The sequence below is a fragment of the Ensifer sp. GW101-20A05 genome, assembly GCF_059424735.1.
Genome location: NZ_JBWKZT010000009.1, coordinates 218,451 through 242,109, shown reverse-complemented (window position 1 = coordinate 242,109; position 23,659 = coordinate 218,451). Strand labels below are relative to the sequence as shown.

At 62.8% G+C, this 23,659-nt stretch carries 21 protein-coding genes and 1 pseudogene; 5 read left to right on the top strand and 17 right to left on the bottom strand.

Annotated elements, in window-relative coordinates; all coding sequences use genetic code 11:
• Nucleotides 1-126: 126 nt before the first annotated feature.
• The 7 genes from AC070A_RS22375 to AC070A_RS22345 form a co-directional block, all read right to left on the bottom strand.
• Nucleotides 127-1,068: a GlxA family transcriptional regulator gene (locus AC070A_RS22375; RefSeq protein WP_057248492.1), complete on the bottom strand. Its 942-nt coding sequence runs from the start codon at nucleotides 1,066-1,068 to the stop codon at nucleotides 127-129.
• A 78-nt stretch (nucleotides 1,069-1,146) separates the two neighbouring features.
• Nucleotides 1,147-1,785, bottom strand: a complete 639-nt coding sequence (locus tag AC070A_RS22370) for a VOC family protein (protein WP_057248493.1) — start codon at nucleotides 1,783-1,785, stop codon at nucleotides 1,147-1,149.
• Between the two features lie 52 nt (nucleotides 1,786-1,837).
• Nucleotides 1,838-3,181, bottom strand: a complete 1,344-nt coding sequence (locus AC070A_RS22365) for an epoxide hydrolase family protein (RefSeq protein WP_492383945.1) — start codon at nucleotides 3,179-3,181, stop codon at nucleotides 1,838-1,840.
• Nucleotides 3,182-3,267: 86 nt separating this feature from the next.
• A complete protein-coding gene (locus AC070A_RS22360; protein WP_057248495.1) occupies nucleotides 3,268-4,068 on the bottom strand; it encodes an SDR family NAD(P)-dependent oxidoreductase in 801 nt (266 codons plus the stop codon).
• Nucleotides 4,069-4,476: 408 nt separating this feature from the next.
• Nucleotides 4,477-4,692: a hypothetical protein gene (locus AC070A_RS22355; RefSeq protein ID WP_057248496.1), complete on the bottom strand. Its 216-nt coding sequence runs from the start codon at nucleotides 4,690-4,692 to the stop codon at nucleotides 4,477-4,479.
• Between the two features lie 223 nt (nucleotides 4,693-4,915).
• A complete protein-coding gene (msrA, locus tag AC070A_RS22350; RefSeq protein ID WP_113132626.1) occupies nucleotides 4,916-5,653 on the bottom strand; it encodes a peptide-methionine (S)-S-oxide reductase MsrA in 738 nt (245 codons plus the stop codon).
• A 10-nt stretch (nucleotides 5,654-5,663) separates the two neighbouring features.
• A complete protein-coding gene (locus tag AC070A_RS22345; RefSeq protein WP_112997025.1) occupies nucleotides 5,664-7,433 on the bottom strand; it encodes a cytochrome c biogenesis protein DipZ in 1,770 nt (589 codons plus the stop codon).
• A 253-nt stretch (nucleotides 7,434-7,686) separates the two neighbouring features.
• Here AC070A_RS22345 and AC070A_RS22340 point away from each other — a divergent pair.
• Nucleotides 7,687-7,896: pseudogene (locus AC070A_RS22340) on the top strand (TrmO family methyltransferase domain-containing protein); the annotation flags it as partial.
• A 56-nt stretch (nucleotides 7,897-7,952) separates the two neighbouring features.
• Here AC070A_RS22340 and AC070A_RS22335 read toward each other — a convergent pair.
• From AC070A_RS22335 to ligD, 6 genes are all read right to left on the bottom strand, one after another.
• The gene (locus AC070A_RS22335) at nucleotides 7,953-8,159 is read right to left on the bottom strand and encodes a TOBE domain-containing protein (protein WP_492383944.1); all 207 of its coding nucleotides are present in this window, start codon (nucleotides 8,157-8,159) and stop codon (nucleotides 7,953-7,955) included.
• 132 nt (nucleotides 8,160-8,291) lie between these two features.
• The gene (gene xth / locus AC070A_RS22330; RefSeq protein ID WP_492383943.1) at nucleotides 8,292-9,065 is read right to left on the bottom strand and encodes an exodeoxyribonuclease III; all 774 of its coding nucleotides are present in this window, start codon (nucleotides 9,063-9,065) and stop codon (nucleotides 8,292-8,294) included.
• Between the two features lie 13 nt (nucleotides 9,066-9,078).
• On the bottom strand, nucleotides 9,079-9,720 hold the full coding sequence (locus AC070A_RS22325; RefSeq protein WP_492383942.1) for an alpha/beta hydrolase family protein: 642 nt from the start codon (nucleotides 9,718-9,720) through the stop codon (nucleotides 9,079-9,081).
• 1 nt (nucleotide 9,721) lies between these two features.
• Entirely contained in the window at nucleotides 9,722-10,807 is a 1,086-nt protein-coding gene (locus tag AC070A_RS22320) for a tetratricopeptide repeat protein (protein WP_112997005.1), read from the bottom strand.
• On the bottom strand, nucleotides 10,807-11,697 hold the full coding sequence (ku, locus tag AC070A_RS22315) for a non-homologous end joining protein Ku (RefSeq protein WP_057248502.1): 891 nt from the start codon (nucleotides 11,695-11,697) through the stop codon (nucleotides 10,807-10,809). Before ku ends, AC070A_RS22320 begins: the two co-directional genes overlap by 1 nt.
• 26 nt (nucleotides 11,698-11,723) lie before the next feature.
• The gene (gene ligD, locus AC070A_RS22310; protein ID WP_492383941.1) at nucleotides 11,724-14,186 is read right to left on the bottom strand and encodes a DNA ligase D; all 2,463 of its coding nucleotides are present in this window, start codon (nucleotides 14,184-14,186) and stop codon (nucleotides 11,724-11,726) included.
• Between the two features lie 145 nt (nucleotides 14,187-14,331).
• Here ligD and AC070A_RS22305 point away from each other — a divergent pair, with 145 nt between their 5' ends.
• Nucleotides 14,332-14,979, top strand: coding sequence for a TetR/AcrR family transcriptional regulator (locus AC070A_RS22305; protein WP_113132630.1), 648 nt, complete (start codon nucleotides 14,332-14,334; stop codon nucleotides 14,977-14,979).
• A 155-nt stretch (nucleotides 14,980-15,134) separates the two neighbouring features.
• Nucleotides 15,135-17,405, top strand: a complete 2,271-nt coding sequence (locus AC070A_RS22300; protein ID WP_057248505.1) for a methyl-accepting chemotaxis protein — start codon at nucleotides 15,135-15,137, stop codon at nucleotides 17,403-17,405.
• A 49-nt stretch (nucleotides 17,406-17,454) separates the two neighbouring features.
• On the opposite strand, the gene AC070A_RS22295 is transcribed toward AC070A_RS22300, so the two are convergent.
• Nucleotides 17,455-18,198, bottom strand: a complete 744-nt coding sequence (locus AC070A_RS22295; RefSeq protein ID WP_113132632.1) for an SDR family oxidoreductase — start codon at nucleotides 18,196-18,198, stop codon at nucleotides 17,455-17,457.
• Nucleotides 18,199-18,297: 99 nt separating this feature from the next.
• Here AC070A_RS22295 and AC070A_RS22290 point away from each other — a divergent pair, with 99 nt between their 5' ends.
• Both AC070A_RS22290 and AC070A_RS22285 read left to right on the top strand, forming a co-directional pair.
• Nucleotides 18,298-19,200: an AraC family transcriptional regulator gene (locus tag AC070A_RS22290; protein ID WP_057248507.1), complete on the top strand. Its 903-nt coding sequence runs from the start codon at nucleotides 18,298-18,300 to the stop codon at nucleotides 19,198-19,200.
• A gap of 112 nt (nucleotides 19,201-19,312) precedes the next feature.
• Nucleotides 19,313-19,900 carry a YqaA family protein gene (locus AC070A_RS22285; protein WP_492383940.1) on the top strand — a complete coding sequence of 196 codons (588 nt, stop codon included), beginning with the start codon at nucleotides 19,313-19,315 and terminating at the stop codon, nucleotides 19,898-19,900.
• Nucleotides 19,901-19,928: 28 nt separating this feature from the next.
• Here the strand turns inward: AC070A_RS22285 and AC070A_RS22280 are convergent, their stop codons facing one another.
• The 3 genes from AC070A_RS22280 to AC070A_RS22270 are packed head-to-tail and all read right to left on the bottom strand — an operon-like array spanning nucleotide 19,929 to nucleotide 23,634.
• The gene (locus AC070A_RS22280) at nucleotides 19,929-21,383 is read right to left on the bottom strand and encodes an amidohydrolase family protein (RefSeq protein WP_492383939.1); all 1,455 of its coding nucleotides are present in this window, start codon (nucleotides 21,381-21,383) and stop codon (nucleotides 19,929-19,931) included.
• Nucleotides 21,376-22,482 carry an amino acid ABC transporter permease gene (locus AC070A_RS22275; RefSeq protein WP_057248510.1) on the bottom strand — a complete coding sequence of 369 codons (1,107 nt, stop codon included), beginning with the start codon at nucleotides 22,480-22,482 and terminating at the stop codon, nucleotides 21,376-21,378. Before AC070A_RS22275 ends, AC070A_RS22280 begins: the two co-directional genes overlap by 8 nt.
• A 3-nt stretch (nucleotides 22,483-22,485) precedes the next feature.
• Nucleotides 22,486-23,634: an amino acid ABC transporter permease gene (locus AC070A_RS22270; RefSeq protein ID WP_057248511.1), complete on the bottom strand. Its 1,149-nt coding sequence runs from the start codon at nucleotides 23,632-23,634 to the stop codon at nucleotides 22,486-22,488.
• Nucleotides 23,635-23,659 lie beyond the last annotated feature (25 nt).

The window sequence follows — 23,659 nt, the reverse complement described above, 5'->3', positions numbered from 1 at the left end:
GGAGTGCCGGTGTATCCGGGCCGTGTGCTCTGCGGCTCCTATTGAAAGCGCATGTAGAAACGGCAGGCGGCGGATACACAGCGATACAATTCTCCTGAGGTGCGCCCCATCGCAGTGCCGTCAGGTTCAGACAATGCCTTCGCGCGCATTGCGCCTGACCGTCTGTGGCGGTTGACCGAGCGTGCGCAGGAACGCGCGGCGCATGCGATCGCTATCGGCAAAGCCGGTTTCCTCCGCGATCACATCCATGGAGTGTCGCCCCTGCTCCATCAACAGGCGCGCCGCTTCCACGCGGAGATGCTCGACGGCCTTGGCCGGCGATTGGCCGGTCTCGGAGCGGAAGGCGCGGCTGAATTGCCGCGCACTCAGGCCTGCGGCGTCCGCCAGTTCCTCGACCGACAACACGTTGCGCAGGTTCGCCTTGGCATAGTTGACCGATTTCTGGATGCGGTCCGACTTCGGATCGAGCTCGAGCAAGGCTGAAAACTGCGACTGGCCGCCGGCGCGCCGGTGATAGACGACAAGCTTGCGGGCGACCTGGCGGGTAACTTCCTCGCCATGGTCCTTCTCGATCATCGCCAGGGCCAGATCGATGCTGGCCGTCATGCCCGCAGAGGTCCACACGCTGCCGTCGACGATGAAGATGCGATCCTCCTCCACCCGCACCTCAGGGAAACCCTCCCGCAACTGACGCGCGAACACCCAATGGGTCGTGGCGCGACGCCCGTCGAGCAGCCCGGACTCCGCCAGGATAAAGGCACCGGTGCAAGGGGCGGCCACTCGCCGCGAGGCCTTGAGCGCGTGGCGCGCGAAGGCGACCAGCCCGGGTGTTACCGGTTCGATCTCGGTGCCCGCTCCGAACATGACGGTATCAAAGGCGGTGTTGTCGAAGGCCTTCGTCAGCACGCCGAAGCCAGCGGACGACTTGATCTCGCCGCCGGCCTCGGAAAGCAGTTCGATCTCGTAGGCCTGTTCCCCGAGCGTCAGATTGGCGACCTCGAAGGCAGTGACCGCCGCGAACCCCATGAGCTGAAACCTCGGAAAGACAACGTAGCCGATCCTGTGCATGTCATATCACTCCGTCCGGAATGATCGCTTATAGCAAATTTACGCCATGAAGGGAACGCGGCGGTCATGGGTTCTAGTTCATTCGGGCAACGGTTTTCCGGCATGCTCCGCGACCATGTGCGCGGCATACCAATCCGGCCAGTTGTGGTCGTGTTGACCGCCGTTGCGCTTCTCGTGCTCGCCGTGCGCGGCTGCCGCACGACGCAGTGCCGCCGCAAGATCGGCGACCGAAGCGAAGTCCGTACCATCCGCGTCCACGCGGCCGGGCAGACGTTCGGTCACCTCCTGGAGCAGCCAGCCGTTACCATCGGGGTCGCTAAAGGTTGCGTAGGAACGGTAGCTGCGTCCTGCGGGGTCACGTCCGCTGATCGCCGGCTTCCCAGGGCCTTCGCGATGGAAGATCTCGCTGACCTCCGCACCGCCCTTGATGAGCTGGGCACGTGCCGCCTCGATGTCTGAGACGACCAGATAGAGCCCGCTCGCCGAACCTGGCGCCGCAGACGTCAGCCCGGTACCAAAGTGGATCGAAGCCGGCGAACCCGGCGGCGTGAACTGGACAACCCGAAACGTATCTCCGACCGGGAAATCAGCATCGAGCCGCCAGCCAAGATTGGCGTAAAACGCCTTGGCGCGGTCGACATTCGAAACGGGTATGAGCGCGACTTCGAACTTTAAGTCGACGGTTTGCGCTCTCTTTTCGCTACCAGCACTTGTCATGACACTTCTCCTTTGTGCAACGGCGGGGCGCGCTTTCGCGCGCCCCTTTCTGTCAGCTCGGTTGACGCAGTGACTTGAAGGAAGCTCTCAATTCATCGACCAGGGCCGCCGGCTGCTCCCAGGCCGCAAAGTGTCCGCCCTTGGCGAGGCGATTATAATGGATAAGCTTGGGAAACGCCTTCTCTGCCCACGACTTCGGCGCCTGATAAAGTTCGTCCGGGAAGGCACTGACGGCCACCGGAATCTGAATGCCCTTCGGCTGGAAGAAGGCGAGCTTGTTCTCCCAGTAGAGACGCGCCGACGACACGGCGGTATTGGTCAGCCAGTAGAGCGTGATGTTGTCGAGCACGTCATCACGGCTCAGGCCCTCCGACTGGCCATCGAAGACGCGGGCGATCAGTTCGTAGCTGCGGGCGTCATGGTCCAGCATCCAGCTGGCAAGCCCGATCGGCGAATCCTCGATGCCATAGAGCGTCTGCGGACGCTTGCTCATCTCCTGCGCATAGGACAAACCGTTCTTGTAGAAGAAATCGAGCTGGTCATAGGCACGGCGCTCGTCGGCGGAGAGGTTCGACGCCGCTGGGCCACCCGCGTCGAGGCTCTTCTGGATCTCGGCGGGAACGGTCGCCGGCATATTCGTGTGGATGCCCAGCAACCCGGCCGGCCGCTGCAGCGCCATCTGCTCCGTGACCGCATCCCCCCAGTCGCCGCCCTGTGCGACGTAGTGGGTATAACCAAGCCTCTGCATCAGCACCGCCCAGGCCCGCGCAATCCGCACCGGATCCCAGCCGCGCTCGGTGGGCTTGCCGGAAAAGCCGTAGCCGGGCAGCGAGGGAATGACGATGTCGAAGGCATCGGCTTCGCTGCCGCCATGCGCCGTCGGGTTCGTCAGAGGATCGATGATCTTCAGCTGCTCGATGATCGAGCCCGGCCAGCCGTGGGTGACGATGAGAGGCATCGCGTTCTTGTGCTTCGACCGCACGTGAATGAAATGGACGTCGACGCCGTCGATATTGGTCACGAACTGCGGCAGGTCGTTGAGCTTCTTCTCCACCTTCCGCCAATCGTACTTGGTCGCCCAATAGTCGGCGAGCTTCTGCATGGTGGCGAGCTGCACGCCCTGGGTGCCGTCGTTCACCAGTTCCCGGTCCGGCCACTTGGTGGCCGCGATGTGCTGCTTGAGGTCGGCAAGCGCCGCATCGCTGGCATGGAACTGGAATGGCCGAATGGATTCGTCGGCCGCGGGCTTTGCGGCGGCAACGACCTGAGCACCGCCCGCCGAGGAGGCACCTGCGGCGTGGGCGGCGAGCGGAGGAAGCAGGATCGCGATCGCTCCGGACAGCGCGAAGGCGGCCAAGCGACTGCTCTTGGCAGTTGGCAAATAGCGTCTGGACATCATCATTCTCCTGGTTCGAGTTGGGGCGATGCCAGAGGCATCGCCGAGCAATTCCGGGATGGGAGGAGCCCGGAGGCAGATCGGGGCTATCCCCCGATGTTGTAGCGAGCTGCGGGTGCGCTCCTTGAAAGGTTCGGCATGAGTTTTTGCCGAGCCGCCTCATAGGCCGCCCAATCAGCGGCCTCCGGCAGCGCCGGGATGGTGATCACTTCGCCCTGATCGAGACCGGCAAGCGCGGCATCAACCATGTCTTCGGCCCGCATGACGATCTCGCTTGGAACATGTTCGAGCGGCGTGCCGGCAATGCCCCAGAAGTCGGTCGCAGTCGCACCCGGCAGCACGGCCTGGATGCGGATGTTCTTGTCGGCAAGTTCCTTCTGCAGCGACAGGGTGAACGCCAAAACGAAGGCCTTCGTGCCACCGTAGACGCCGTTCAGGAGTTCGGGCGCAACGCCGACGATCGAAGCGATGTTGATGATCGTGCCGGCGCCGCGCGCGGCAAATCCGGGCGCGGCCGCATAGGTCAGCCGCGTCAGCGCGCTGACGTTGAGCGTGATCATCTCCTCCATCTTGTCGACATCGGATGAGAGCAGCGGTGCGGTGGCACCAACACCCGCATTGTTGATCAGCACCGTGATGCTCGCGTCGTCCCGGAGGATCTTCTCGACCCGTCTGACATCGTCCTTGTTCCCGAGGTCCGCAGCGACGACCTCGATGGCGCGCCCGGTCTCGTCCGCCAGCCGGCTGGCGAGCCCATTCAAGCGCTCACGGTTGCGGGCAACGAGGATCAGGTCGAAGCCGCGGCGCGCCAGACGATCGGCATAGATCGCGCCGATACCGGAGGACGCGCCGGTGATAAGTGCCGTACCTTTGGAATTCCTGCTCATTTCAAGCTCCTTTGCCTTGGTTGGAGCCTCGATGGTAAGACGAAACGTCAGTGGCTCAAATGTCGTAATTCCGACGTTTTAGGCCAAACCCACCTTCACCGACTGCAACGCCGTGTAGGAGGGATGCGAACCAAACTTCGCCGTGACCATGCCTGGGCGGTGTATCGGAGATGTGTTCTGGAGCGGCGTCTGTGTACCTCAATGTTTGATCGGCCGAGCACGACGGCAGAGCGATACGAAATGCTCTGGGGTTCAAAGCGAACGGGGCCGTGGAGATCAGCAAAAGAAGACGGGGCCGACGCAGCGTCGACCCGCTCCAGAACCTTTCATCCGCCCATCGGCTTCGCTGCGAAAATCCACCTTGATTGGCTTCAAAGGTTCGCGCCGCCAGCTTTCGCGGTGCGGTGATCAATCGAAGAACGGGTTGGCAAGCTCCTCGTGCGGAGCCTCCGGCAGCAATCCTCCGTCCTCAATCGCGGCCGGCTGCGGCCGCGCCGCGGCCGTTGCGGACGCCGGAATGGCGACGAGCGCCGCAAGAAGCGAGGGCTCTCCCGGGTCGCTGTCCCAGGCGCATGGCGCCGCCGCGAGGACGACTATGGCGAAAGCTGTTGCGAAAATGCGCATGATGTCTCCTTCCGTTGATCATGGCGGCAGCGACGCGTCCCGTCACCACGGGCCCAAGCCTTGCTCACCGCCAGAGTGTCCTTTGGGCGTATCGCGGATGTGTGCGGGCGGCCGCAAAACTGTATCCTTGTGTAGAAGGCCGACTTGGCCCGACCCCTTGCAAGATCCGTTCGAAACGTCACGGGTCTGGTCGTGCTCGCGATCCACACAAGCCCACGATCGGCTACGACGCGCTGTCTGCGACAAGCACCGGCTTCTCGCGATAGAGGCTCGGGAACAGGCGGTGCAGCGCTTCTATCTTCGGTTGCTCGTAGAGGACCACATAGGGCTGGCCTGGATTGTTGTAGACGTAGTCCTGGTGATAGGCCTCCGCTTGATAGAAAGCCTTGCCGGGTTCGATGGTCGTCACAAACGGCCGGGCAAAGACGTCCGCCGCGTTCAGCTGCGCGATGTAGTCGGAAGCGACCTTCGCCTGCCCTTCATTGCGCGGGAAGATCGTCGATCGATACTGCGGGCCGCTGTCCGGCCCCTGTCCGCCAAGCTGCGTCGGATCATGCGCAACCGAGAAATAGATCTCGAGAAGCTGCCCATAACTGATCCTATTGGGATCGAAGGTAATCTCCACCGCTTCGGCGTGGCCGGTGGTGCCGGTTTCCGTCTGTTCGTAGGTCGCCGTCTCCGCGCTGCCGCCGGCATAGCCGGATCTGACGCCCATGACGCCGGCCACATGCTGAAACACGGCTTGCACACCCCAGAAGCAGCCGCCTGCGAGCACTGCCGTCTGCCTTGTCTCCGTTGAAGCGACGTCATGGAGCGCCTTGGGAATGGGTTTGGCCTGCTGCGCCGCCGTTTGTTCGTCGAAGGCGAACGTCAGCCCGCCGCCAACCATTGCCAGCGCGACGAACAGACGTCGGGAAAGGGCGGGCAAGCGGCGCCCACGCTGGTGTTGTTTGTCGGTCATCTGTGAACTCTCATCCAAAAGTGAAAACGAAGGCTTCCGCGCCGGGTTCGAGAAAGCGGATCTCGAAGGTCCGTTCCCGCGCCGCGCCTGACTGGCGCACGAGCTGATAGAGGCGGGTCTCCGTGACGGTCCCCCTGCCGGACGCGTCGATATCCGAGCCACGGTCTGCTGCGGGTGCCACACCATCCACCGTCACCTGAAACGGGATCGGCTTACCGCCGGCGCCAGGCCCAAGCACCAGATGCAGATCGCGAGCGCGGAACCGGTAGGTGATACCGCCGCCCGCTTCGTTGACACGGGCCTGCTCGGCCTCGACTGTCCAGTTGCCGGTAAGGCCCCACTCGTTGAGACGCGGGCTATCGACCGTATAGCGCTTGGCGCTGTCTGCGGAGACGCCCTCCGGAGACACGAAATTCGCGGCCCGCTCATACCCGAGGTAAGTCTCGCCCGATCCGAGCCGGGAGAGGTCGGGCGAGGCTTCGGCGCCCTTTGCATCCGGTTTGACGAAGTTGTTTTCGGCCTTCCGCTTCCCCGCGGCCTCCGCCAGCAGATCCTGGATCACCCGCTCGGAACCTTCATAGTCGCCCTCGCCGAAATGCGTGTAGCGGATCTGCCCTTCGGCATCGATGAAGTAGTGGGCCGGCCAGTAGCTGTTGGAGAACGCGCGCCAGATGGCGAAGTCGTTGTCGATCGCCACCGGATAGGTGATCTTGAAGTCACGCACCGCCTTTTCGACGTTGCCGATCTGCTTTTCAAAGGCAAATTCCGGCGCGTGAACACCAATGACGACCAGACCCTGATCCCGGTACTTCTCGGCCCAGGCCCGCACATAGGGGATGGTCCGGATGCAGTTGATGCAGGAGTAGGTCCAGAAGTCGACAAGGACGACCTTGCCGCGAAGCTCGGCCGGGGTCAACGGCTTGGAATTCAGCCACTGAACGGCGCCGTCGAGCGACGGGAACGGACCTTCGACCGGGAGGTCGCTGCGATAGGCCGCCTGTCTCGTATCCTTAGCGGCAAGGGTCATGCGGGTGCTTGCGACGTCGGCAGGCGCCGCATTGGCGCGCAGGCGATCGAGGATCGACTGTTCGAAGCCCGAAGTGCTCGCATAGGAAAGCTGCGCCAGCAGGCCGGTGTCCAGCCCAAGGGCGATGGCCGCAACGCCGGCCAGCACCGCAACGCCGAGGCCCTGGCGGATGCGGTCGCCAATGCCGAGGAAGCGCTTCATCGCCGCGAACACTCTGGCGCCGGCAAGAACGGCAAGCGCCAGCGAGGTCGCGGCGCCTGCGGCGTAGGCGCCAAGCAAAAGCGTCGTCTGCACGTTCGCGCCGTTCAGCGCCGCGCCGGTCAACACCAGGCCGAGCACCGGTCCGGCGCAGGGTGCCCAAAGCAATCCGGTCGCAACACCGAGCAGGATGGCGCCGCCGACGCCGCCCTTCTCCCCGGTCGCAGCCTTTCTCGACAGCCGGTTTCCCAGCGCCACGAGTGGGCCAGTCACAAAAGCTGCGGCACGCGTCGAAAGCAGTGTTACGCCGAAGACCGCCAGTAGCGCGATCGCGGCGTAGCGGCCAAACGCGTTCGCCTGGACCGCCCAGTTGCCGCCGAGCGCGGCAAGCGAGGCGATGCCCGCAAAGGTCACGATCTTGGCGAGCAGCATCGGAAGTATGCTGGTGGAAAAGGGCTGGCCGGCGCGGGCAAACACGAATGGCAGGACCGGCAGGATACAGGGACTGACGATCGTCAGGACGCCTGCAAGATAGGCTACAACAAAGAGGAGCATCATCGTCTCTCCGCATTGGATCAATGCCCCGAGGCAGTGATCACTTGACATGTGCGGCAGAGGACCATCGCGACGTATCGCGGATGTTTCCGATCGATGGAGATTTGTATCTCAGTGCAACAGTTGCGGCGTATGCGGGGCGGCGGCACGTCGCGACACACGATCGCGGCCAGATGCTCGCTCGACCGGGTGAGCACAGATGGACCAAAGCAAAAGAGGCCAGGACGGTCCCGGGCTCGATTGTCAGATAGCGGTGCACGGCACCTTTTCACTGCGCTCGCCCGTGCGCCCCAATCTGATCGGCACGTCGACCGTCAAGCTTGAAGCTGTGGAAGGCTCAACGCTGCTTGTCCGCAGTCTCGATTGCCTCGACGGCACGACCCCGTTCAAGCCGATCGCGCCGCCGCAGCGCGGCGACTTCGAGGCCGGCGACAGCGGCCCACATAATTGCCAGAAGGCGTGATCGATCAAGATTTGGGTGGGCGCGACGGAAGACCCACGCGCCCTTCCTGAGAATTGTCAGTCAGTCCCGACCATGACGTCCGAAGCCTTGATGACCGCATAGGCCTCGCCGCCGACCTTTAGACCCAACTCGTCGACCGACTCGTTGGTGATTGCAGCAGTCACGATCGAGCCGCCGACGTCGATATGAACGTGGGCGGTGGTAGCGCCCTTGATCACTTCGAAGATCTTGCCCTTGAGGCGATTGCGTGCGCTGATTTTCATGCGGCTCTCCTTCGTGGTTACCTTGGACGTTCGCGGTCGCCGTTTCCATCCACCTGCCGCAGCGGGTGTAATCCGGATAAGGGTTGCGAATAGCGCTGACGCTCTCAGCTTCATTCCCGCAATATAGCCAGCTCAATCGCGCAACGTGATCCAAACCGGCGCGTGGTCGCTCGCGCCCTCCATGCCGCGAACCTCGCGGTCGATGCCGGCGCCAATGAGCTTGCGGGACAGCTTGCGGCTGAGCAGCATATGATCGAGCCGGAGCCCGGCATCGCGCTGCCACCGGTTCCGGCGATAGTCCCAGAATGTGAAGAGCTGTTCCTTCGGATGGGTCTTGCGCAGCGCATCCAGCCAGCCGTGGTCGAGGAGCGTACGGAACGCAGCACGGCTTTCCGGCTGCACCAGCGCGTTGTCGTCGTAGGAGGTTGTCGGGTAGATGTCGCGCGGCTCCGGCACGATGTTGTAGTCGCCGGCAAGCACAACAGGCAGATCGAGGGCGAAGAGCTCGGCGGCGTGTTCGGCCATTCGCTCATGCCAGGCGAGTTTGTAGGCGAACTTGGGGCCGGGCTGCGGGTTGCCGTTGGGGGCATAGAGGCAGGCGACCAGGACGCCGCTGACGGCAGCCTCGATGTAGCGAGCCTGTTTGTCCGAGGGATCACCGTCGAGCCCGACGCGAGTCAGGACCGGCGCGCTGTCGCGGGCGAGGATTGCCACGCCATTCCAGGCGGATTGTCCCTGCCAGACGGCGCCATAGCCGGCCGCCTCGACCGCCGTGCGTGGAAACTGGCGGTCGGTGGCTTTCAGTTCCTGCAGGCAGACAATGTCAGGCTTGGTTTCGCCAAGCCAGGCGATCAGGTTTTCGAGCCGCTTGTTGATGCCGTTGATGTTGAAGGTGGCGATCTTCATCCCGGCAAACAGATCAGCGCGTCAGTCGGGCGGCCCAGGCCGCCACCGCATCGGCCACGGTCCTCAAATGATCGGCGGTTGAAAAGCCGGAAAGGCTCTTGCGCGGCTTCAGGTCATGGTCGCCGTCCTCGAGCCATAGGACTTCGATCGCGTCGGAAAGCGTATAGCCCGGAACCTCCTCGCGCGTGCCGAACTCGTCACGGGTACCCTGGCAAATCAGGGTTGGCGTCTTCAGCCCAGCCAAATGTTTGGTGCGCAACTGCTCCGGCTTTTCCGGCGGGTGGAAGGGATAGCCGAGGCAGAGCAGCCCGGTGATCTTGCCGGTCGCATGGAGTTGGTCGGCGACCATGCTCGCAACTCGCCCACCCATCGACTTGCCGCCGATGATGAGCGGCCCCTTCGCATCAAGCGCTTCGATGGCGGCGACATATTCCGGATTGAGCGTCTCGGCGCGCGGCGGGGGCTTGCGCCCGTTCGACGTCCGCCGCGCCGCCATGTAGCCGAACTCGAAGCGGGCGACGCGGAAGCCGGCGGCAGCAAGCGCCTTGGCGGTCGCAGTCATTGACGCGGAATCCATCGGCGCGCCGGCGCCATGGGCAAGAAGGATGGTGACGGGCGCATCATCAGGTCCGTCGAAAAGGAATTTGTCGCCCATATCAGCCCGCTGTCCTTGGACGGCCTTGCAGATCGACATATTGCACGCCGCGTTCCGCCGTTCGCGCCCATTCGCTGTCGCTATCGAGTTCGAGATAGCGACTCCACCAGCGCCTGGCTTCACCGAGATCACCGGCATCGAATTCGAGCTTCGCCAGATTGAAGACAGCGTCGGCATAGTCGCCGTCGAGCTCGATTGCCTTCCTAAGGTGCCTGCGGGCAGTGTCGATCCGTCCCCGTTCACTCATCAGCCCGGCGAGGTTGAACCAAGCCTCGACGAAGGATGGATCGAGTTTGATGGCACGGGCGTAGTCATGCGCCGCATCCAGCTCCCGTCCTGCAGCCTTCAGGCAATTGGCACGATTGAAAGCCGCAACCGAATCCGTCCGGTCCATGGCGAGATAGCGCTGATAGAAGGTGGCGGCCTCCTCGTAGTCGCCATTCGCCTCCGCCTCCTCGGCCAGATCAAAGAGATCTTCCAGGGCGGCATCATCGGGCGTGCCGAGATCGAAGAGCAATTGCCCATTGAGCTCGCTCAGCCCCTCGGCACTCCGCGCGTAGATCGCATCGGGACCGCCACTATGCAGCGAAAGCGCCGTTAACGACGCGACCTGTCCCGAACGATGAACGGATCGGACGATGGCGCTCCAATTCGCACCGCTTCCAATCAGTTCCGCATACTTTCTGGCGAGGATGAGATCACGGAACGAAAAGGGCTCGCTGTCATGCTCGAAAGCATCGAACAGGGACAGGAGATCGAAGGTCCGCGGAGAAAGCTTGGCCTGATCGATCAGAGACTGACGTGTGAGTGCGGACGCTACAGGCACCGACATCAGCCCGAGAAGCCGGAGGAAGCCGTTCTCGCTGACGAGCCATCGCCCCGCCGCATTTTCCGCATCGAAACGGGCTTCGATCTCCGCTTCGCTCGACTTCGCCAGCAGGTTCCGGCCGAACACCAGATACGTCGTCTGGCGCGTAACGCCGCGCCGCAAGTGGCCGAACTGTCGCTCCACTTCCCGCGCCACAAGTCGCCGCGGGAAGGCCGAGAGGCCCCCGACGATACCGAATGTCTGGCCTGCAACCGCCATCAGGCTTTCTTCTTCGCGGTCGGTTTTGCCGCCGTCCGCTTGGCCGCAGCCGGAGTTGCAGCCTTGGCCGTTTCCTTCGCCGCCGGCTCGGCCTTGGACTTGCTCTTTGCCGGTGGCTTCGACTGCGACAGGCTCGCCTTCAGGGCATCCATGAGATTGATGACGTTGCCACGTTCCGGCGCTGCCGCAATGATCGGCTTATGACCTTTAAGCTTCTCTCGGATCATCTTCATCAGCGCGATCTCGTAGCGGTCCTCGTAGTTCTTCGGATCGAAGACCGTCATCTTCTGCTGGATCAGCGCTTCGGCAAGCTGCAGCATTTCGGGGTCGGGATGGCCGACGGGGATATTGCCAAAATACTCAGCGGTTCCACGCACTTCGCTCGGGTTTCTCAGAGTACACACGAACATTCCGGTTTCGCGTGAACCGATCGTCACAACCCGCTCCCGGCTCGAAAGCACCAGACGCGCGATTGCGAGCTTGCCGCTTTTTTTCAACGCCTCACGCAGCACGACGAAGGTTTCCTCCGCCATCGCGCCGTCGGGCGCCAGGTAATAGGGCGCGTCCTGGTAGATCACATCGACGGAGCCTTCATCGACGAAGGCCTCGATGTTCATGGTGTGGTTGGATTCGATCCTGACGCTTTCGAGATCGGCGTCCTCGATGATGATGTATTTCTTGTCTTCGTATTCGTAACCCTTGACCAGATCGGAGCGCTCGACAAGGCCGAGCTCCGGGTCGACCGGCTTCATGTTGATCCGGTTGTGGGTGTCCTTGTGAAGCTGATTGAAGCTGATGCGTTCGCTCGAGCTGGTCGCCGGATAGAGCCTCACGGGGCAACTGACGAGACTGAGTTTGAGATAACCTTTCCAACTTGCCCTGGGCGCCATGATTGTCTCCTACGCGGCCAAACGCATTACGTCCTCGTTTCGGACAGAAGCGGCAAATCCTTGGCAAAGTCGTCGATATCCGCCCAGGGATCGCCGAATGTATCCAGAAGTCCAGGCAGCGAAGAATAATTCAAATCCTCCGGAGCGTCGATAGTCTCTAGATCCGCCCAGTTGAGCGGCGTCGAGGCGGGCAGATTTGTGCGTGCACGCAGCGAATAGGGTGCCGCCGCCGTATGGCTGCGGGCATTACGATGAAAGTCGATGAAGATCCGCTTGATGCGGTTCTCCTTGCCCATCGTGGTGGTGAAGGTCTGGGGCGCGGTTGCAGCCAGCCGCGTCGCGATCGCACTCGTCACCTGGTGCGTCTTCTTCCAGTCGAGTTTCGGCGTCACCGGCACGACCACATGGATGCCGCTGCCGCCGGATGTCTTGACGAAGGGAACGAGGCCGAGCGCCTCCAGCTCACCGCGGATATGGACGGCCGCCTCGACGACATCGCGCCAGGCGATGCCCTGGCCGGGATCGAGATCGAAGACGATGCGGTCAGGTTTTTCAAGCCGCTCGCGCTTCGTACCCCAGCTATGAAGCTCGATCACGCCGAACTGAGCGAGCGCCAGATAGCCCTTCGTGCCTTCGATCGAGAGGAAGGAATTGGTTTCGCCCTCGGAGTTGGTCGAGTTGAAGCTGATGATCGAGGGTGGCATGCCGGTAAAGGGATGACGCTGGAAGAAGCAGTCTGCACGTTTTCCCGTCGGGCAACGGAAGAGAGACACCGGCCGACCGAGGATATGCGGCAGCATGAAGTCGCCGACGAGCGCATAGTAGACGGCAATGTCGAGCTTGGTCGGCCCGGATTTGCCGAACACTCGACGATCGGCGTTGGTGACGTGGATGCTTGCGAGATCGGCATCCGTGATCAGCCGCCTGCGCGTTGCCCGCGCCGGTGCGGAAAGCTCGACATCGCGAAGCCCCTTGAACACCGCATGGCGCAGCACATTGTCGGTCGTGCGGTTGGAATAATGGATACGGGCGCTCAGCACCGGCCGAACCCAGGTGATTTCCTTCGGCGCGCCTTCCAGCGCCGCCGCGTTGCCGCGCAACGCCTCCAGCCGGGTCAGCAACTGCTTGGCGGTCGCCGCATCGAACCCGGTTCCGACCTTGCCGCGATAGTGCAGCTCGCCCTCCTCCCACTCGCCGAGAGCGAGAGAAGCAAGGCCTTCGGCCGCCTCGGAAGTGGTGTATCCGGCGATCACGAAATCACCGAACTGGAGCGCCTTCGTCTTGGTCCAGGTCTGCGTGCGGCCGCTCCGGTAGGGTGCCGAGGCGCGCTTCGAAACGATCCCCTCCAGCCCCAGCTCCGAGGCTTGTTCGTAAAGCCCGTGTCCATCGCCTTCGATATGGTCGCTGAACTGGATGGCCGAACGGCTGGAAACCTGCCCCTCGAGCAGTTGCGCCAGTAGCGCCTTGCGCCTTTCCAACGGGACCTCGGTCAGGTTCCACCCTTCGAGATGGAGGATATCGAAAGCATAGAAGACGAGCTTGCTGTCGACGCCTGTCGAAAGCGCGTCCTGCAAGAGCGCGAAGCGGCTGATGCCCTTGTCATCGAGTACGACGATCTCGCCGTCGATGATCGCCTCGCGGCAGGGCAGTTTCCGGAAGGCATCCGGCAGATCGCCGTAGCGCTTCGTCCAGTCCAACCCGCTGCGGGTGATGAGCCTGACGTTGCCGCCCGAAATATCCGCCATCGTCCGATAGCCATCGAACTTGATTTCATGCAGCCAGACTTGGCGGTCTGGCGGACCGCCCGGCGGCTTCGGTGTTGGGCTGGCAAGCTGCGGCTCGATCCGGTGCGGCTTTAGGCCCTTCACCGCACCCGGCAGCGCGCCGGGTTTAAGAACGACCCGCTTTGCCGGCTTCTTCGGCGGCTCGACCAGTTCCTCGATCCGGCTGCCGCTTTTCACGCTTTCGGGACGCGACGTCAGGATGTCGACATCAGGGTCGGCTGCAAGGTCATGTTCCTTGAAAAGCAGCCAGTTACGTTGGTCTTCCTCACGCTGCTTCGGTTTCAGCCGCGCCAGCATCCAGCCGCCATTGAGCTTTTCGCCGGCCAGACGAAACTTGAACGCGCCGGTCCTCAGGCTCTTGTCGATATCGTCCATCGGCGCCCAGACGCCGGTATCCCAGACGATCATCGGCCCGCCGCCATACTCGCCTTCCGGAATGACGCCCTCGAAGTCGATATAGTCGAGCGGATGATCTTCAGTCTCGACCGCCAGACGCTTGTCGGCGGGATTGAGTGACGGCCCCCTGGGGACTGCCCAGCTTTTCAGCACATCACCGACCTGAAGCCTGAGATCATAGTGATCGGCCGTGGCGTGGTGCTTGTGCACGACAAAACGATTGCCCTCCCCGCCGGTTCTCCCGGCAGGCTCCGGCGTCCTGGAAAAATCTCGCTTTGCGCGGTAGGCCGTGAGCTTCGACGTCGCCATATCGCAAAGCTAGGGCGTGTTCGCAGAGGTCGCAATATCCGCCAAAAACAGGGAACTGTGCGGCTATGCACACGCCTGCTTCGGAAAACATTTGCTTTCCCATCTGGCAACGACTAAAAATCGCCAAGGAATTTGGAAAGTCCACATGGTCGAAAAGCAGAAATCGCCGCGTTCCCGCGGCCGACCCCAGGTCCGATCCGACGACGAGACCCGCAAGGTGATCATCCTTGCCGCCGAAAGGCAATTCTGCGACCTCGGTTATGAGACCGCCAACATCAACGTTATCGCCCAGAATTCCGGCGTCTCCACCAAGACGCTCTATCGCCTCTTTCCCACCAAGGCCGATCTCTTCGAACGTGTCATCGCCCTCAGGATCTCTGAGTTCGCGCTCGAGGCCGACGAAGAGCATCTCGACGCCATGAGCGTGAAGACCGGTCTCGTGCAGTTGCTTGCCGCCTATGGGCACCTCGTGCTGGCGGCAGACACGATCGCCATCATACGTCTGGTGCTCGCCGAGGCGGAGCGCTTTCCGGAGATCGCTGCCACCTTCTGGGAGCAGGCAATCGAGCGGACAAACGCAACGCTGGAGCGCTGGCTCAGGGCGCAAACGACTCTCGGCCGCCTCGTGATCGAGGATCCGTATCTGGCGGCGGGCATGCTGCGCGGCATGATGGCGATGGAGCCGCAACGCGCCGTCATGATGGGCCGCATCGGCAGCATTGACGAAGCGACGATCATGGCGCGCGCTGAGAGCTGCGCGAAGGTCTTTCTGACCGGCACCCTGCCGAGATAAGTCCACGGCTAAACTTTCGCCTCGTCATCCGGACGTCATCAAACTGTAACATGCGACCGTATAACTCTCCGCGCGGGAGATCTCCCGCCGGGCGCATGAGGCGTCGCGACCAGCCCTTTGGCATGGCCTCCTCTCCTTGAAGCCCGGTGATTGTTATGCGTTTGTCCGCGAAGCTACCCCTCGCAGCGGCGGCTCTGGCTGCCTTCTCCATCGCTGCCACCAGTCTTGCCAGCCTGACCGTCAGCGGCGACCTGTCGTCGCGCGCGGCGATCGAGAAGCTGGAGGCGCTCGCCGATGCCCGCCGCAACGAGCTTCGCCACTATCTCACCACCGTGGAAAACGACCTGCGCAATCTGCAGGCGCAGAAATCCGTCGCCAAGGCGCTCAGCGATCTGAATGGCGCTGCCGCCAAGTTCGGCGACAAGGCCGAGAGCGAATTGCAGCGCCGTTACCTCACGCAAAACCCCAATCTCGATGACAAGCGCGCGCTCTACAGTACCGCTGGCATCGACGACTACGACGCGCTCCATGCGCACTATCACCCGTATTTCCGCCGCTTCGCGGAAGCCCACGGCTATCGCGACGTGCTGCTCGCCAATCTCAGCGGTGACGTTGTCTACTCCCTCAACAAGAAGGGCAACTTTGCCGTCAGCCTCAAAGACGGCTCCTGGAAGGACACGGGGCTTGGTCGCATCTTCCGCGAAACCGCCGAGGGAACAGACAAGAGCAAACTGGCCTTTGCCTCCTACGAGGCCTATGCACCGCTCGGCGGCAGCCCCGCGGCGTTCATCGCCATCCCGCTGGAATCGATCGACGGTAAGATCGGTACCTTGATCCTGGAGATGCCGGACGCGCGCATCGGAGAGATCGTCGGCAACCGCACGGGCCTTGGCGAGACTGGCGAAACGATCCTTCTCGACGGCAACGGATTTTTCCTCACTGACAGCGCCACCACACCCGACAACGATATCCTCAAGGCCCGGGTCTCGCCGGACCAGCCGGCGGAAGATGTCATCGTCAGCAGTAGGCTCGCCGATTTCCGCGGCGAGGAAGCGCAGATGGCTGCCACAAGCCTCGATGCTTTCGGCACTCGCTGGACCATGGCCGCGGTCATGACGTCACGGGAAGCCTTTGCCGCCGTCACCGCCTTGCGCAACTGGACGCTCGCGACGGCTCTGGCCGTCCTCGCGGCAGCGCTGGCAATTTCCATCTGGTATTCACGCCGGCTGACGCGCCCGATCACCGGCCTCGTTCAGGACATGAGCCAACTCGCCGACGGCGACACGACGATCGGCGGCGTCGGCCGGAACCGCAAGGACGAGATCGGTGACATGGCCCGTTCCGTCCTAGTCTTCCGCGACGCGCTTCTCGATCGCGCCCGCCTTGAAACCGAGGCGGCGGAAACGCGGACCATGATCGAAGAGGAACGACAAGTCCGAGAGATGACCCAGTCCGAGGTGGCGCGCCAGATCAACGAGGCCGTAGAGATGCTGGCGTCGGGGCTCGAACGGTTGTCGCATGGCGACCTGACTGCACGCATCGACCGGCCCTTCGGCGCCGGTTTCGACCGTCTGCGCTCGGACTTCAACCTGTCGCTGGAGAGCCTTGCCGTCACGCTTGGCGACGTGAAGGCGAGAAGCGCTGAGATCGACGGCGAGACCGGCGAGATGCGCGACGCCATCGGCCAGCTCGCCAAGCGCACCGAACATCAGGCGGCGACATTGGAAGAAGCAACCGCGGCCTTGAGCGCAATTACCGCCACCATCGGGCGCACTGCCGAACACGCTACATCGGCGACGACGATCGCGGCTGCCGCCAAGGCGAGCTCCGACCGCTCGGGCCAGGTGGTCATGAACGCTGTCGGCGCCATGGCTCAGATCGAAAAGGGATCGGTCGCCATTTCCCAGATCATCGGAACCATCAACGACATCGCGTTCCAGACCAACCTGCTGGCCCTGAATGCGGGGGTCGAAGCGGCCCGTGCCGGCGAAGCGGGCAAGGGCTTTGCGGTCGTCGCGCATGAAGTGCGGGAGCTGGCACAGAAATCCGCCCTCGCCGCCCGGGAAATCAAGGCGATCATCACCACCTCGGCAGAGGAAGTGACGAAGGGCGTTTCGCTGGTTCGGGCGGCAGGCGATGCGCTCGACGAGATCTCCGGCCAGATCCATGCCATCAACGAGCAGACACAGCAGATTGCCGGCGACGCGCGCGACCAGGCGAACGACCTGCAGCACATCAACCAGACCATGCTGTCGCTGGACGCCGTGACGCAGCAGAACAATGCGATGGTTGAAGACAGCACCGCCATGACTCTTCGGCTCTCAAGCCAGGCATCCGGCCTCTTCGATCTCGTCGAGCGCTTCCGTACGGCATCCGGCGCGCACAACCGGACGGAGACAGACGCGCGCCTCCGACTGATCGCTTGACACCTGTACAGGCCCGCGCGCTGTCGCGGTCCCGTATCGGAAGGCGAGATCAGCTCGCCTTGGCAAGCGCCACGGCGTCGGCGCCAGCCGGGAAATGGAGCTGGCCGGACAGATCGTTCGCCGCCTGCCAAACGGCCTCCGCCACATCGGTCTCGGTCGTGACCAAGGGTGGGGCGGCAAACTGCGCGAAGATGGGTGCGGCAAAATCCGCATAGGCCGCCGGGATCAGGTCCTCGACGCGCATAGTGGTGTTGCGGGCGAAGCGGGTGGTCGGCGCGTAGCCGGGCTCGACCAGCTTAACCCTGACGTTGAAAGCTTCCAGTTCGTGAGCGAGCGAGCCGGTGAAGCCCTGGATCGCCGACTTGCTGGCGGTATAGGCTGCGGCGAGCGGCATGGAAGCAAGCGTCACAGTGGACGTAACGTTGACCACGACGCCCGACCGGCGGGCACGGAACTGCGGTATCACCGCCTGGGTCATGGCCATCACACCGAAGGTATTGGTGTCGAAAACCTTGCGGATATGGGACATCGGAGTCGCCTCGAAGGCGCCAACCACGCCGATACCGGCGTTGTTAACAAGCACATCGATCGGGCCGGCTTCCTCAATCGCAGCCGCGATGCTGTCGCGATCGGTGACATCAAGAGCCAAGACACGCAGCCGCTCGGAGTTCGGCAGAATGTCTCGCTGCGGTCGGCGCATCGTGGCGATCACGTTCCAGCCCTCGGCATGAAAGCGCCGCGCCGTCTCCAGCCCGTAACCGGAAGAGCAGCCGGTAATCAGTACGGTATTCATCGCGATTTCCTGTCAGTTGTTTCGATGGAAAAGAGATATCGCCTCCGCTCTGGACGCTCTACGGCTTGAAGTCCTGATTTCATTTGCTATCGTCCTGACATGGTCGATCCACTCTCGCAACTCATTCAGCTTCTTCGTCCGCGCACGGTCTTCACCAAGGGTATCAGCGGCGCCGGCCGCTGGGCCGTGCGCTATGCCGATTTCGGGCAGCCGAGCTTCTGCACCGTCATCGAGGGGGCTTGCCGGCTGGCTGTCGATGGCGAGGTACCGGTCACATTGGAGGCCGGAGATTTCGTGCTGCTGCCGGCAACACCGGGTTTCACCCTTTCGGGGTTCGATCCGGTTCAGCCGACCTTCATCGACCCCAAGGGGATGCCGGCGCCGACCGGCGAGGTTCGCCACGGCAGGCAACACGGCGAACCGGACGTGCGCCTGCTCGGCGGCTATTTCGTCCTCGATTCGCCCGATGCCGGACTGCTTGTTTCGCTGCTGCCGACATTGATGCATCTGCGCGGGATCGACCGACTTTCGACACTCGTGTGTCTGGTGGGCGAAGAGGCGCGTGACGAAAGGCCAGGCCGGGACCTGGTGCTGGCACGGCTTGTGGAAGTCATGCTGATCGAGGCCCTTCGGTCTATTCAAGGCGAAAGCGCAACGCCCGGCCTGTTGCGCGGCCTGGGTGACCCGCGGCTGGCGGCGGCCATTCGGCAGATCCACGCCGATCCGGCCCATGCCTGGACGGTGGCGGAACTCGCGAGCGAGGCGGCACTCTCCCGCTCCGTGTTCTTCGAGCGCTTCACCCGCGCTGTTGGCGTGCCGCCGATGGAATATCTGCTCGTCTGGCGCATGGCGCTCGCCAAGGATCTGCTGCGGCAACGCGACGTCGATCTCGCCTCCGTCGCCGAACGTGTAGGCTACAGTTCAGCCAGTACCTTCAGCACAGCCTTCAGCCGCCATGTTGGACAGCCGCCAAGCCGTTATGCACGCATGGCTGTTGCTTAGCGGCGGCCATGCCTCGCCCTTCGTAAGAAATCGCTCAAATGCCAAGGCGGCCACATTTACACCCCGCTCGGTCGCCTATAGAGGGCCTACCACCAACAGCGAACCGTAATTCATGCTCCGACGCCTATATGACTGGACGATGTCGCTCGCGACACGAGAAACCGCCATTGTCTGGCTTGGCATCATCGCCTTTGTCGAAAGCTCGATCTTTCCGGTCCCCGCGGATCTGCTCCTTATCCCGATGGCGCTGGCGCGCCCGGAGCGGGCGTGGCGCTACGCGCTTGTGGCCACCATCGCGTCGGTGCTCGGGGGTGTCGCCGGCTGGTATCTCGGCCATTATGCCTTCGATACGCTGGCAAGGCCGCTGCTGGAGTTCTACGGCAAGCTCGACACGTTCGAGCATCTGAAGGCGTCGGTCGACTCTGAAATGCTGGCGTTGCTGCTCGTGACCTCAGGCCTGGCCCATCTGCCGCCGATCAAGGTCGTGACCATCCTTTCGGGCGCGGCCAACATCAACCTCGACTTTTTCATCATGTCGGCGATCGTTGCACGTGGCGCGCGCTTCTTTGTGCTCGCCTGGCTGCTGCGCCGCTTCGGCGAGGAGATCCGTGATTTTCTCGAGCGGCGGCTGAGCGCGTTGGCCGGTGGGGCGGCGGCGATCCTGATTTGCCTCTTCGCCGCCCACCGCCTTTTCTACTGATCTTAGTCTGAACCGTCTCTTTTGGCGGCTACGCCCTTCCCGGACGGGCCATGGGCAAGGATAGCGGCGCTAGCGTCCGCATCCCGCGGCCCTTCGGGTCGTTTTCAGGTGCCTTCCGGCAAGCGTAGTCCTGCGCCTCCTGCAGCTTCGCAAGCGCTCCATCGTAGTCGATCAGGGTTGGCCGTCCGCCGCTGACGACGCAGGTTCCGTCAACATAGACCCGCTCTATCGCCCGCTCGGCTGCACAATGAAGGAGATTGCGCAGCGGATCGTAGACTGGCTGCATCGCGTGGTGGCGAAGATCGACCACGAGGAAATCCGCTTTGGAACCGACGGCGATGCGGCCGATGTCATCACGGCCGAGCGCCCTGGCGCCGGCGATGGTCGCAGCCTCCAGGATATCACCGGTCGCGACATCGAAGACGGACTTGCCGGACAGTCGTGCACAGATCATCGCCTGGCGCATTTCTTCCAGCATATTGAAGGGATAGCTGTCCGTTCCGAGCGCAACGTTAACGCCTGCCCGACGGTAGCGGCCGACCGATTCCAGCGCCATGCCGCTGCGCGAGAAGGTGACCGGGCAATGGGCGACGGTCGTCTGGCGATCGGCAAGAAGACGCAAATCGACCTCCGTGCGCTGGCGCGTCCACGAATGGCTGTCGACAAAGATGCAATGGCCGAGGATCAGATCCTTTCCGAGCAAGCCCAGGCTTTCGAGATATTGCACGGCCGTCAGTCCGTGTCGGCGCAGGAGTTCCTCGTGCTCGGCCATGGTCTGGGCGGCGTGGATGGTGACCGGAACGCCGCGCTTGCGCGCTGCCGCCACCGCATCCTGCAGCAGTTCCGGCGAGCAGGTCTCGATCTGCGATGGTGCGACGACGCCGCCAAGCCGACCGGAGGGGTGCGCTGTCGCGGCATCGACGACCTCCAGAGCCCGAGCGAAAGCGTCGCGCCCACGCGCCTTGTCCCAGCGGAAATCGAGACGGTGGCTGCCTTCGACATGCCACTGCGCCTCGCGGAAGCCCGGCGCGACGAAAGCGCGTGCACCGCTTCGCGCGAGCGTCGGCAGCCAGCTTTCATGCGGGCCGGCGATATCGAGCAGCGTGGTGACGCCGCTGCGCATCAGGTCACCGACCATGACGGTCAGCGACGCCTCGATCGCGTCTTCGTCGATCTCCAGAAGGTTGGAGTATTCGTAGAGCGCATTGCCCCAAAGGGCTGCCGTGCCCGTGTCCTCGAAGATGCCCTTGGAGATCGGCTCTTCGCCGGAGTGGCAATGGACATTGACGAAGCCCGGCATGATCATCCGGTCGCGGCCGGAACTCTCACTGTCGAACGGACCTTCGTAGTGACCGCCGACATGGACGAAGCCCTTGTCGTCATAGGCGATGTCGGCGTTGTGCAGATAGACATGGCCATTGCGCTCGCTGTCGAAGGCGACGAGCGTATGCACATTGCGGATGACGTGGATCTCTTTAGTCATGCGATGTCCTGAAATATTGTTCGAGGAAACGGCTGTAAGCTCCCATGAGAGCACTGAAAATGAAATAGACGACGGCCGCGAAGACGTAGCCTTCTAGCACCGCGATGCCCTGCCATTCCGGATCGCGCATGGCGGTACGCACGGTGTCGAGGAAGTCGAGCAAGCCGACGATGGTCACCAGTGTCGTATCCTGGAAGAACCCGATGAAGAGGCTGACGAGCGGCGGGATGACCTTCTTCAACGCCTGCGGCAGCACGATCTTGCGCATGATCTGCCAGTAGTGCAGACCGAGCGAGTGTCCGGCCTCCACCTGCCCGTTGGGCACCGCCTGCAAGCCGCCACGGACGATCTCGGCGATATAGGCGGCGGCAAAGAGGATGATCGCCACCTGTGCGCGGATGAGCTTATCGATGGTGATGCCGTCGGGCATGAACAGCGGCAGCATGACCGTTGCCATGAACAGGATGCTGATCAGCGGCACGCCGCGCACGATCTCGATGAAGCTCACTCCCAGGATGCGGATGGCTGGAAGGCTGGAGGCGCGGGCGAGTGCAAGCGCGATCCCAAGCGGCAACGCGCAGGCAAGCCCGATGAAGGAAAGCATGAAGGAGAGCGGCAGCCCGCCCCATTGCGTCGTCGGCACGACCGTCAGGCCAAAGAACCCGCCCGCCATCAGCACATAGAGCACCGGCAGGATGACTGCGATCCAGGCGATCAACAGCGCCCGTCCCCAGACCTTCGGGACCATCGAGACGACACAGGCGCCGAGAAACAAGAGCATCGCCGTCAGCGGCCGCCATTGCTCCTCGAACGGATAGAAGCCGAAGAAGATGTAGCGCATCTTCGTCGACAGGAACGGCCAACAGGCGCCATTCGTCACCTTGCATTCCGCCGGCGTGCCGACAAAGGTGGCGTCGACGAACAGCCAGCCGATCACCAGTTTCGCAACCGCGAAGATCGTTCCGAGGCAAAGGATGGTGATCAGTGCGTTGCCCGGCGTTCCGAAATAGGCGCTGAGCCAGCGCCCTTTCGGTGCCGGTGGCGCTTCGCGGTGGGACGTAAGCGATGCGTCGCCGATGAGGGTATCGATCTGTGTCATTGCTCAGCGCTCCCTCAGCGCGACCTTGGCATTGTACCAGTTCATCACCAGCGAGATGAGGATCGACAGCCCGAGATAGACGCCCATGAAAATGGCAATGGATTCAATCGCCTGCCCGGTCTGGTTCATGATCGTGTTCGAAACCATCACCAGATCCGGATAGCCGATGGCGATCGCGAGCGAGCTGTTCTTGAAGACGGTCAGATAGGTGTTGGTTAGAGGCGGGATGATGATCCTCAGCGCCTGCGGCAGGATCACCAGCTTCAAGGTGCGCGCGCGTGATAGGCCGAGGGCCGTCGCGGCCTCCCACTGTCCTTTGCTGACCGCCTGGATGCCGGCCCGGACGATCTCCGCAACGTTGGCCGACACGCTAAGCGTCAGCCCGAGGAGAAGCGCCACGAATTCCGGGCGCAGGTGATAGCCGCCGCTCAAGCGGAACCGGCCGAGTTCTGGTACGTCCCAAGTGACGGAAATGTTGGCGAGCAGCAATGCTGCCACGAGCGGCAGAAGAAGCGCAATCGTCGCGATCAAGGCAATCGGTCTGTCCTTGCCGGTGACGACGCGCCTGCGGCCGAGAATCCGTGCAACGGAAGCGGCCGCAGCGATGCCGACAACGAGAGCCGTGACCATTGCCGAAAATCCGCTCTCCCAGTGCAGGGCGGGCATGACCAGGCCGCTGTTCGACAGGAACACACCCGGAAGCATCTGGATCGCCTGCTTGACCGGCGGAAAGGTGGAGATGATCAGCGAGTACCAGAGCAGCAGGTAGAGCAGCAGCGGCACGTTGCGGAGGGCCTCCACATAGGCAAGCATCAGTCGCGACAGCACGGGATTGTGCGACAGCCGCCCGATGCCGACCAGCAGACCGAGAATGGTGCCCAGCAGTGCGGCGAGCAGCGAGACTTTCACCGTATTGGCAATGCCGACGAGGATCGCACGGCCGATTGTATCGGTCGGCTCGTAGGTGATCGCGGTTTCCGTGATGACGAAACCGGCCTGGCGCGCCAGGAAGCCGAAACCGGTCGCGATATCCTGCTTGGCAAGATTGGCGCTTGCGGTGCTGAACATCACCCAGGCGATGAGCAGCACGACACCGACGGCGATCACTTGATAGAGATAGGCGCGAATGCGCGCATCATAAAACAGGGGCATCGGCACCCGTCCCTTAGGCAGGACC

Excerpts from the sequence above, each read along its gene's own strand:
- AC070A_RS22370 (WP_057248493.1), bottom strand. The coding sequence starts at position 1,785 with ATGACAAGTGCTGGTAGCGAAAAGAGAGCGCAAACCGTCGACTTAAAG.
- AC070A_RS22280 (WP_492383939.1), bottom strand. The coding sequence starts at position 21,383 with ATGACTAAAGAGATCCACGTCATCCGCAATGTGCATACGCTCGTCGCC.
- msrA (WP_113132626.1), bottom strand. The coding sequence starts at position 5,653 with ATGACCGACAAACAACACCAGCGTGGGCGCCGCTTGCCCGCCCTTTCC.
- AC070A_RS22325 (WP_492383942.1), bottom strand. The coding sequence starts at position 9,720 with ATGGGCGACAAATTCCTTTTCGACGGACCTGATGATGCGCCCGTCACC.
- AC070A_RS22305 (WP_113132630.1), top strand. The coding sequence starts at position 14,332 with ATGGTCGAAAAGCAGAAATCGCCGCGTTCCCGCGGCCGACCCCAGGTC.
- AC070A_RS22295 (WP_113132632.1), bottom strand. The coding sequence starts at position 18,198 with ATGAATACCGTACTGATTACCGGCTGCTCTTCCGGTTACGGGCTGGAG.
- ligD (WP_492383941.1), bottom strand. The coding sequence starts at position 14,186 with ATGGCGACGTCGAAGCTCACGGCCTACCGCGCAAAGCGAGATTTTTCC.
- AC070A_RS22285 (WP_492383940.1), top strand. The coding sequence starts at position 19,313 with ATGCTCCGACGCCTATATGACTGGACGATGTCGCTCGCGACACGAGAA.
- ku (WP_057248502.1), bottom strand. The coding sequence starts at position 11,697 with ATGGCGCCCAGGGCAAGTTGGAAAGGTTATCTCAAACTCAGTCTCGTC.
- AC070A_RS22335 (WP_492383944.1), bottom strand. The coding sequence starts at position 8,159 with ATGAAAATCAGCGCACGCAATCGCCTCAAGGGCAAGATCTTCGAAGTG.
- AC070A_RS22345 (WP_112997025.1), bottom strand. The coding sequence starts at position 7,433 with ATGCTCCTCTTTGTTGTAGCCTATCTTGCAGGCGTCCTGACGATCGTC.
- AC070A_RS22275 (WP_057248510.1), bottom strand. The coding sequence starts at position 22,482 with ATGACACAGATCGATACCCTCATCGGCGACGCATCGCTTACGTCCCAC.
- AC070A_RS22320 (WP_112997005.1), bottom strand. The coding sequence starts at position 10,807 with ATGGCGGTTGCAGGCCAGACATTCGGTATCGTCGGGGGCCTCTCGGCC.
- AC070A_RS22300 (WP_057248505.1), top strand. The coding sequence starts at position 15,135 with ATGCGTTTGTCCGCGAAGCTACCCCTCGCAGCGGCGGCTCTGGCTGCC.
- AC070A_RS22360 (WP_057248495.1), bottom strand. The coding sequence starts at position 4,068 with ATGAGCAGGAATTCCAAAGGTACGGCACTTATCACCGGCGCGTCCTCC.
- xth (WP_492383943.1), bottom strand. The coding sequence starts at position 9,065 with ATGAAGATCGCCACCTTCAACATCAACGGCATCAACAAGCGGCTCGAA.
- AC070A_RS22375 (WP_057248492.1), bottom strand. The coding sequence starts at position 1,068 with ATGCACAGGATCGGCTACGTTGTCTTTCCGAGGTTTCAGCTCATGGGG.
- AC070A_RS22290 (WP_057248507.1), top strand. The coding sequence starts at position 18,298 with ATGGTCGATCCACTCTCGCAACTCATTCAGCTTCTTCGTCCGCGCACG.
- AC070A_RS22365 (WP_492383945.1), bottom strand. The coding sequence starts at position 3,181 with ATGTCCAGACGCTATTTGCCAACTGCCAAGAGCAGTCGCTTGGCCGCC.
- AC070A_RS22355 (WP_057248496.1), bottom strand. The coding sequence starts at position 4,692 with ATGCGCATTTTCGCAACAGCTTTCGCCATAGTCGTCCTCGCGGCGGCG.
- AC070A_RS22270 (WP_057248511.1), bottom strand. The coding sequence starts at position 23,634 with ATGCCCCTGTTTTATGATGCGCGCATTCGCGCCTATCTCTATCAAGTG.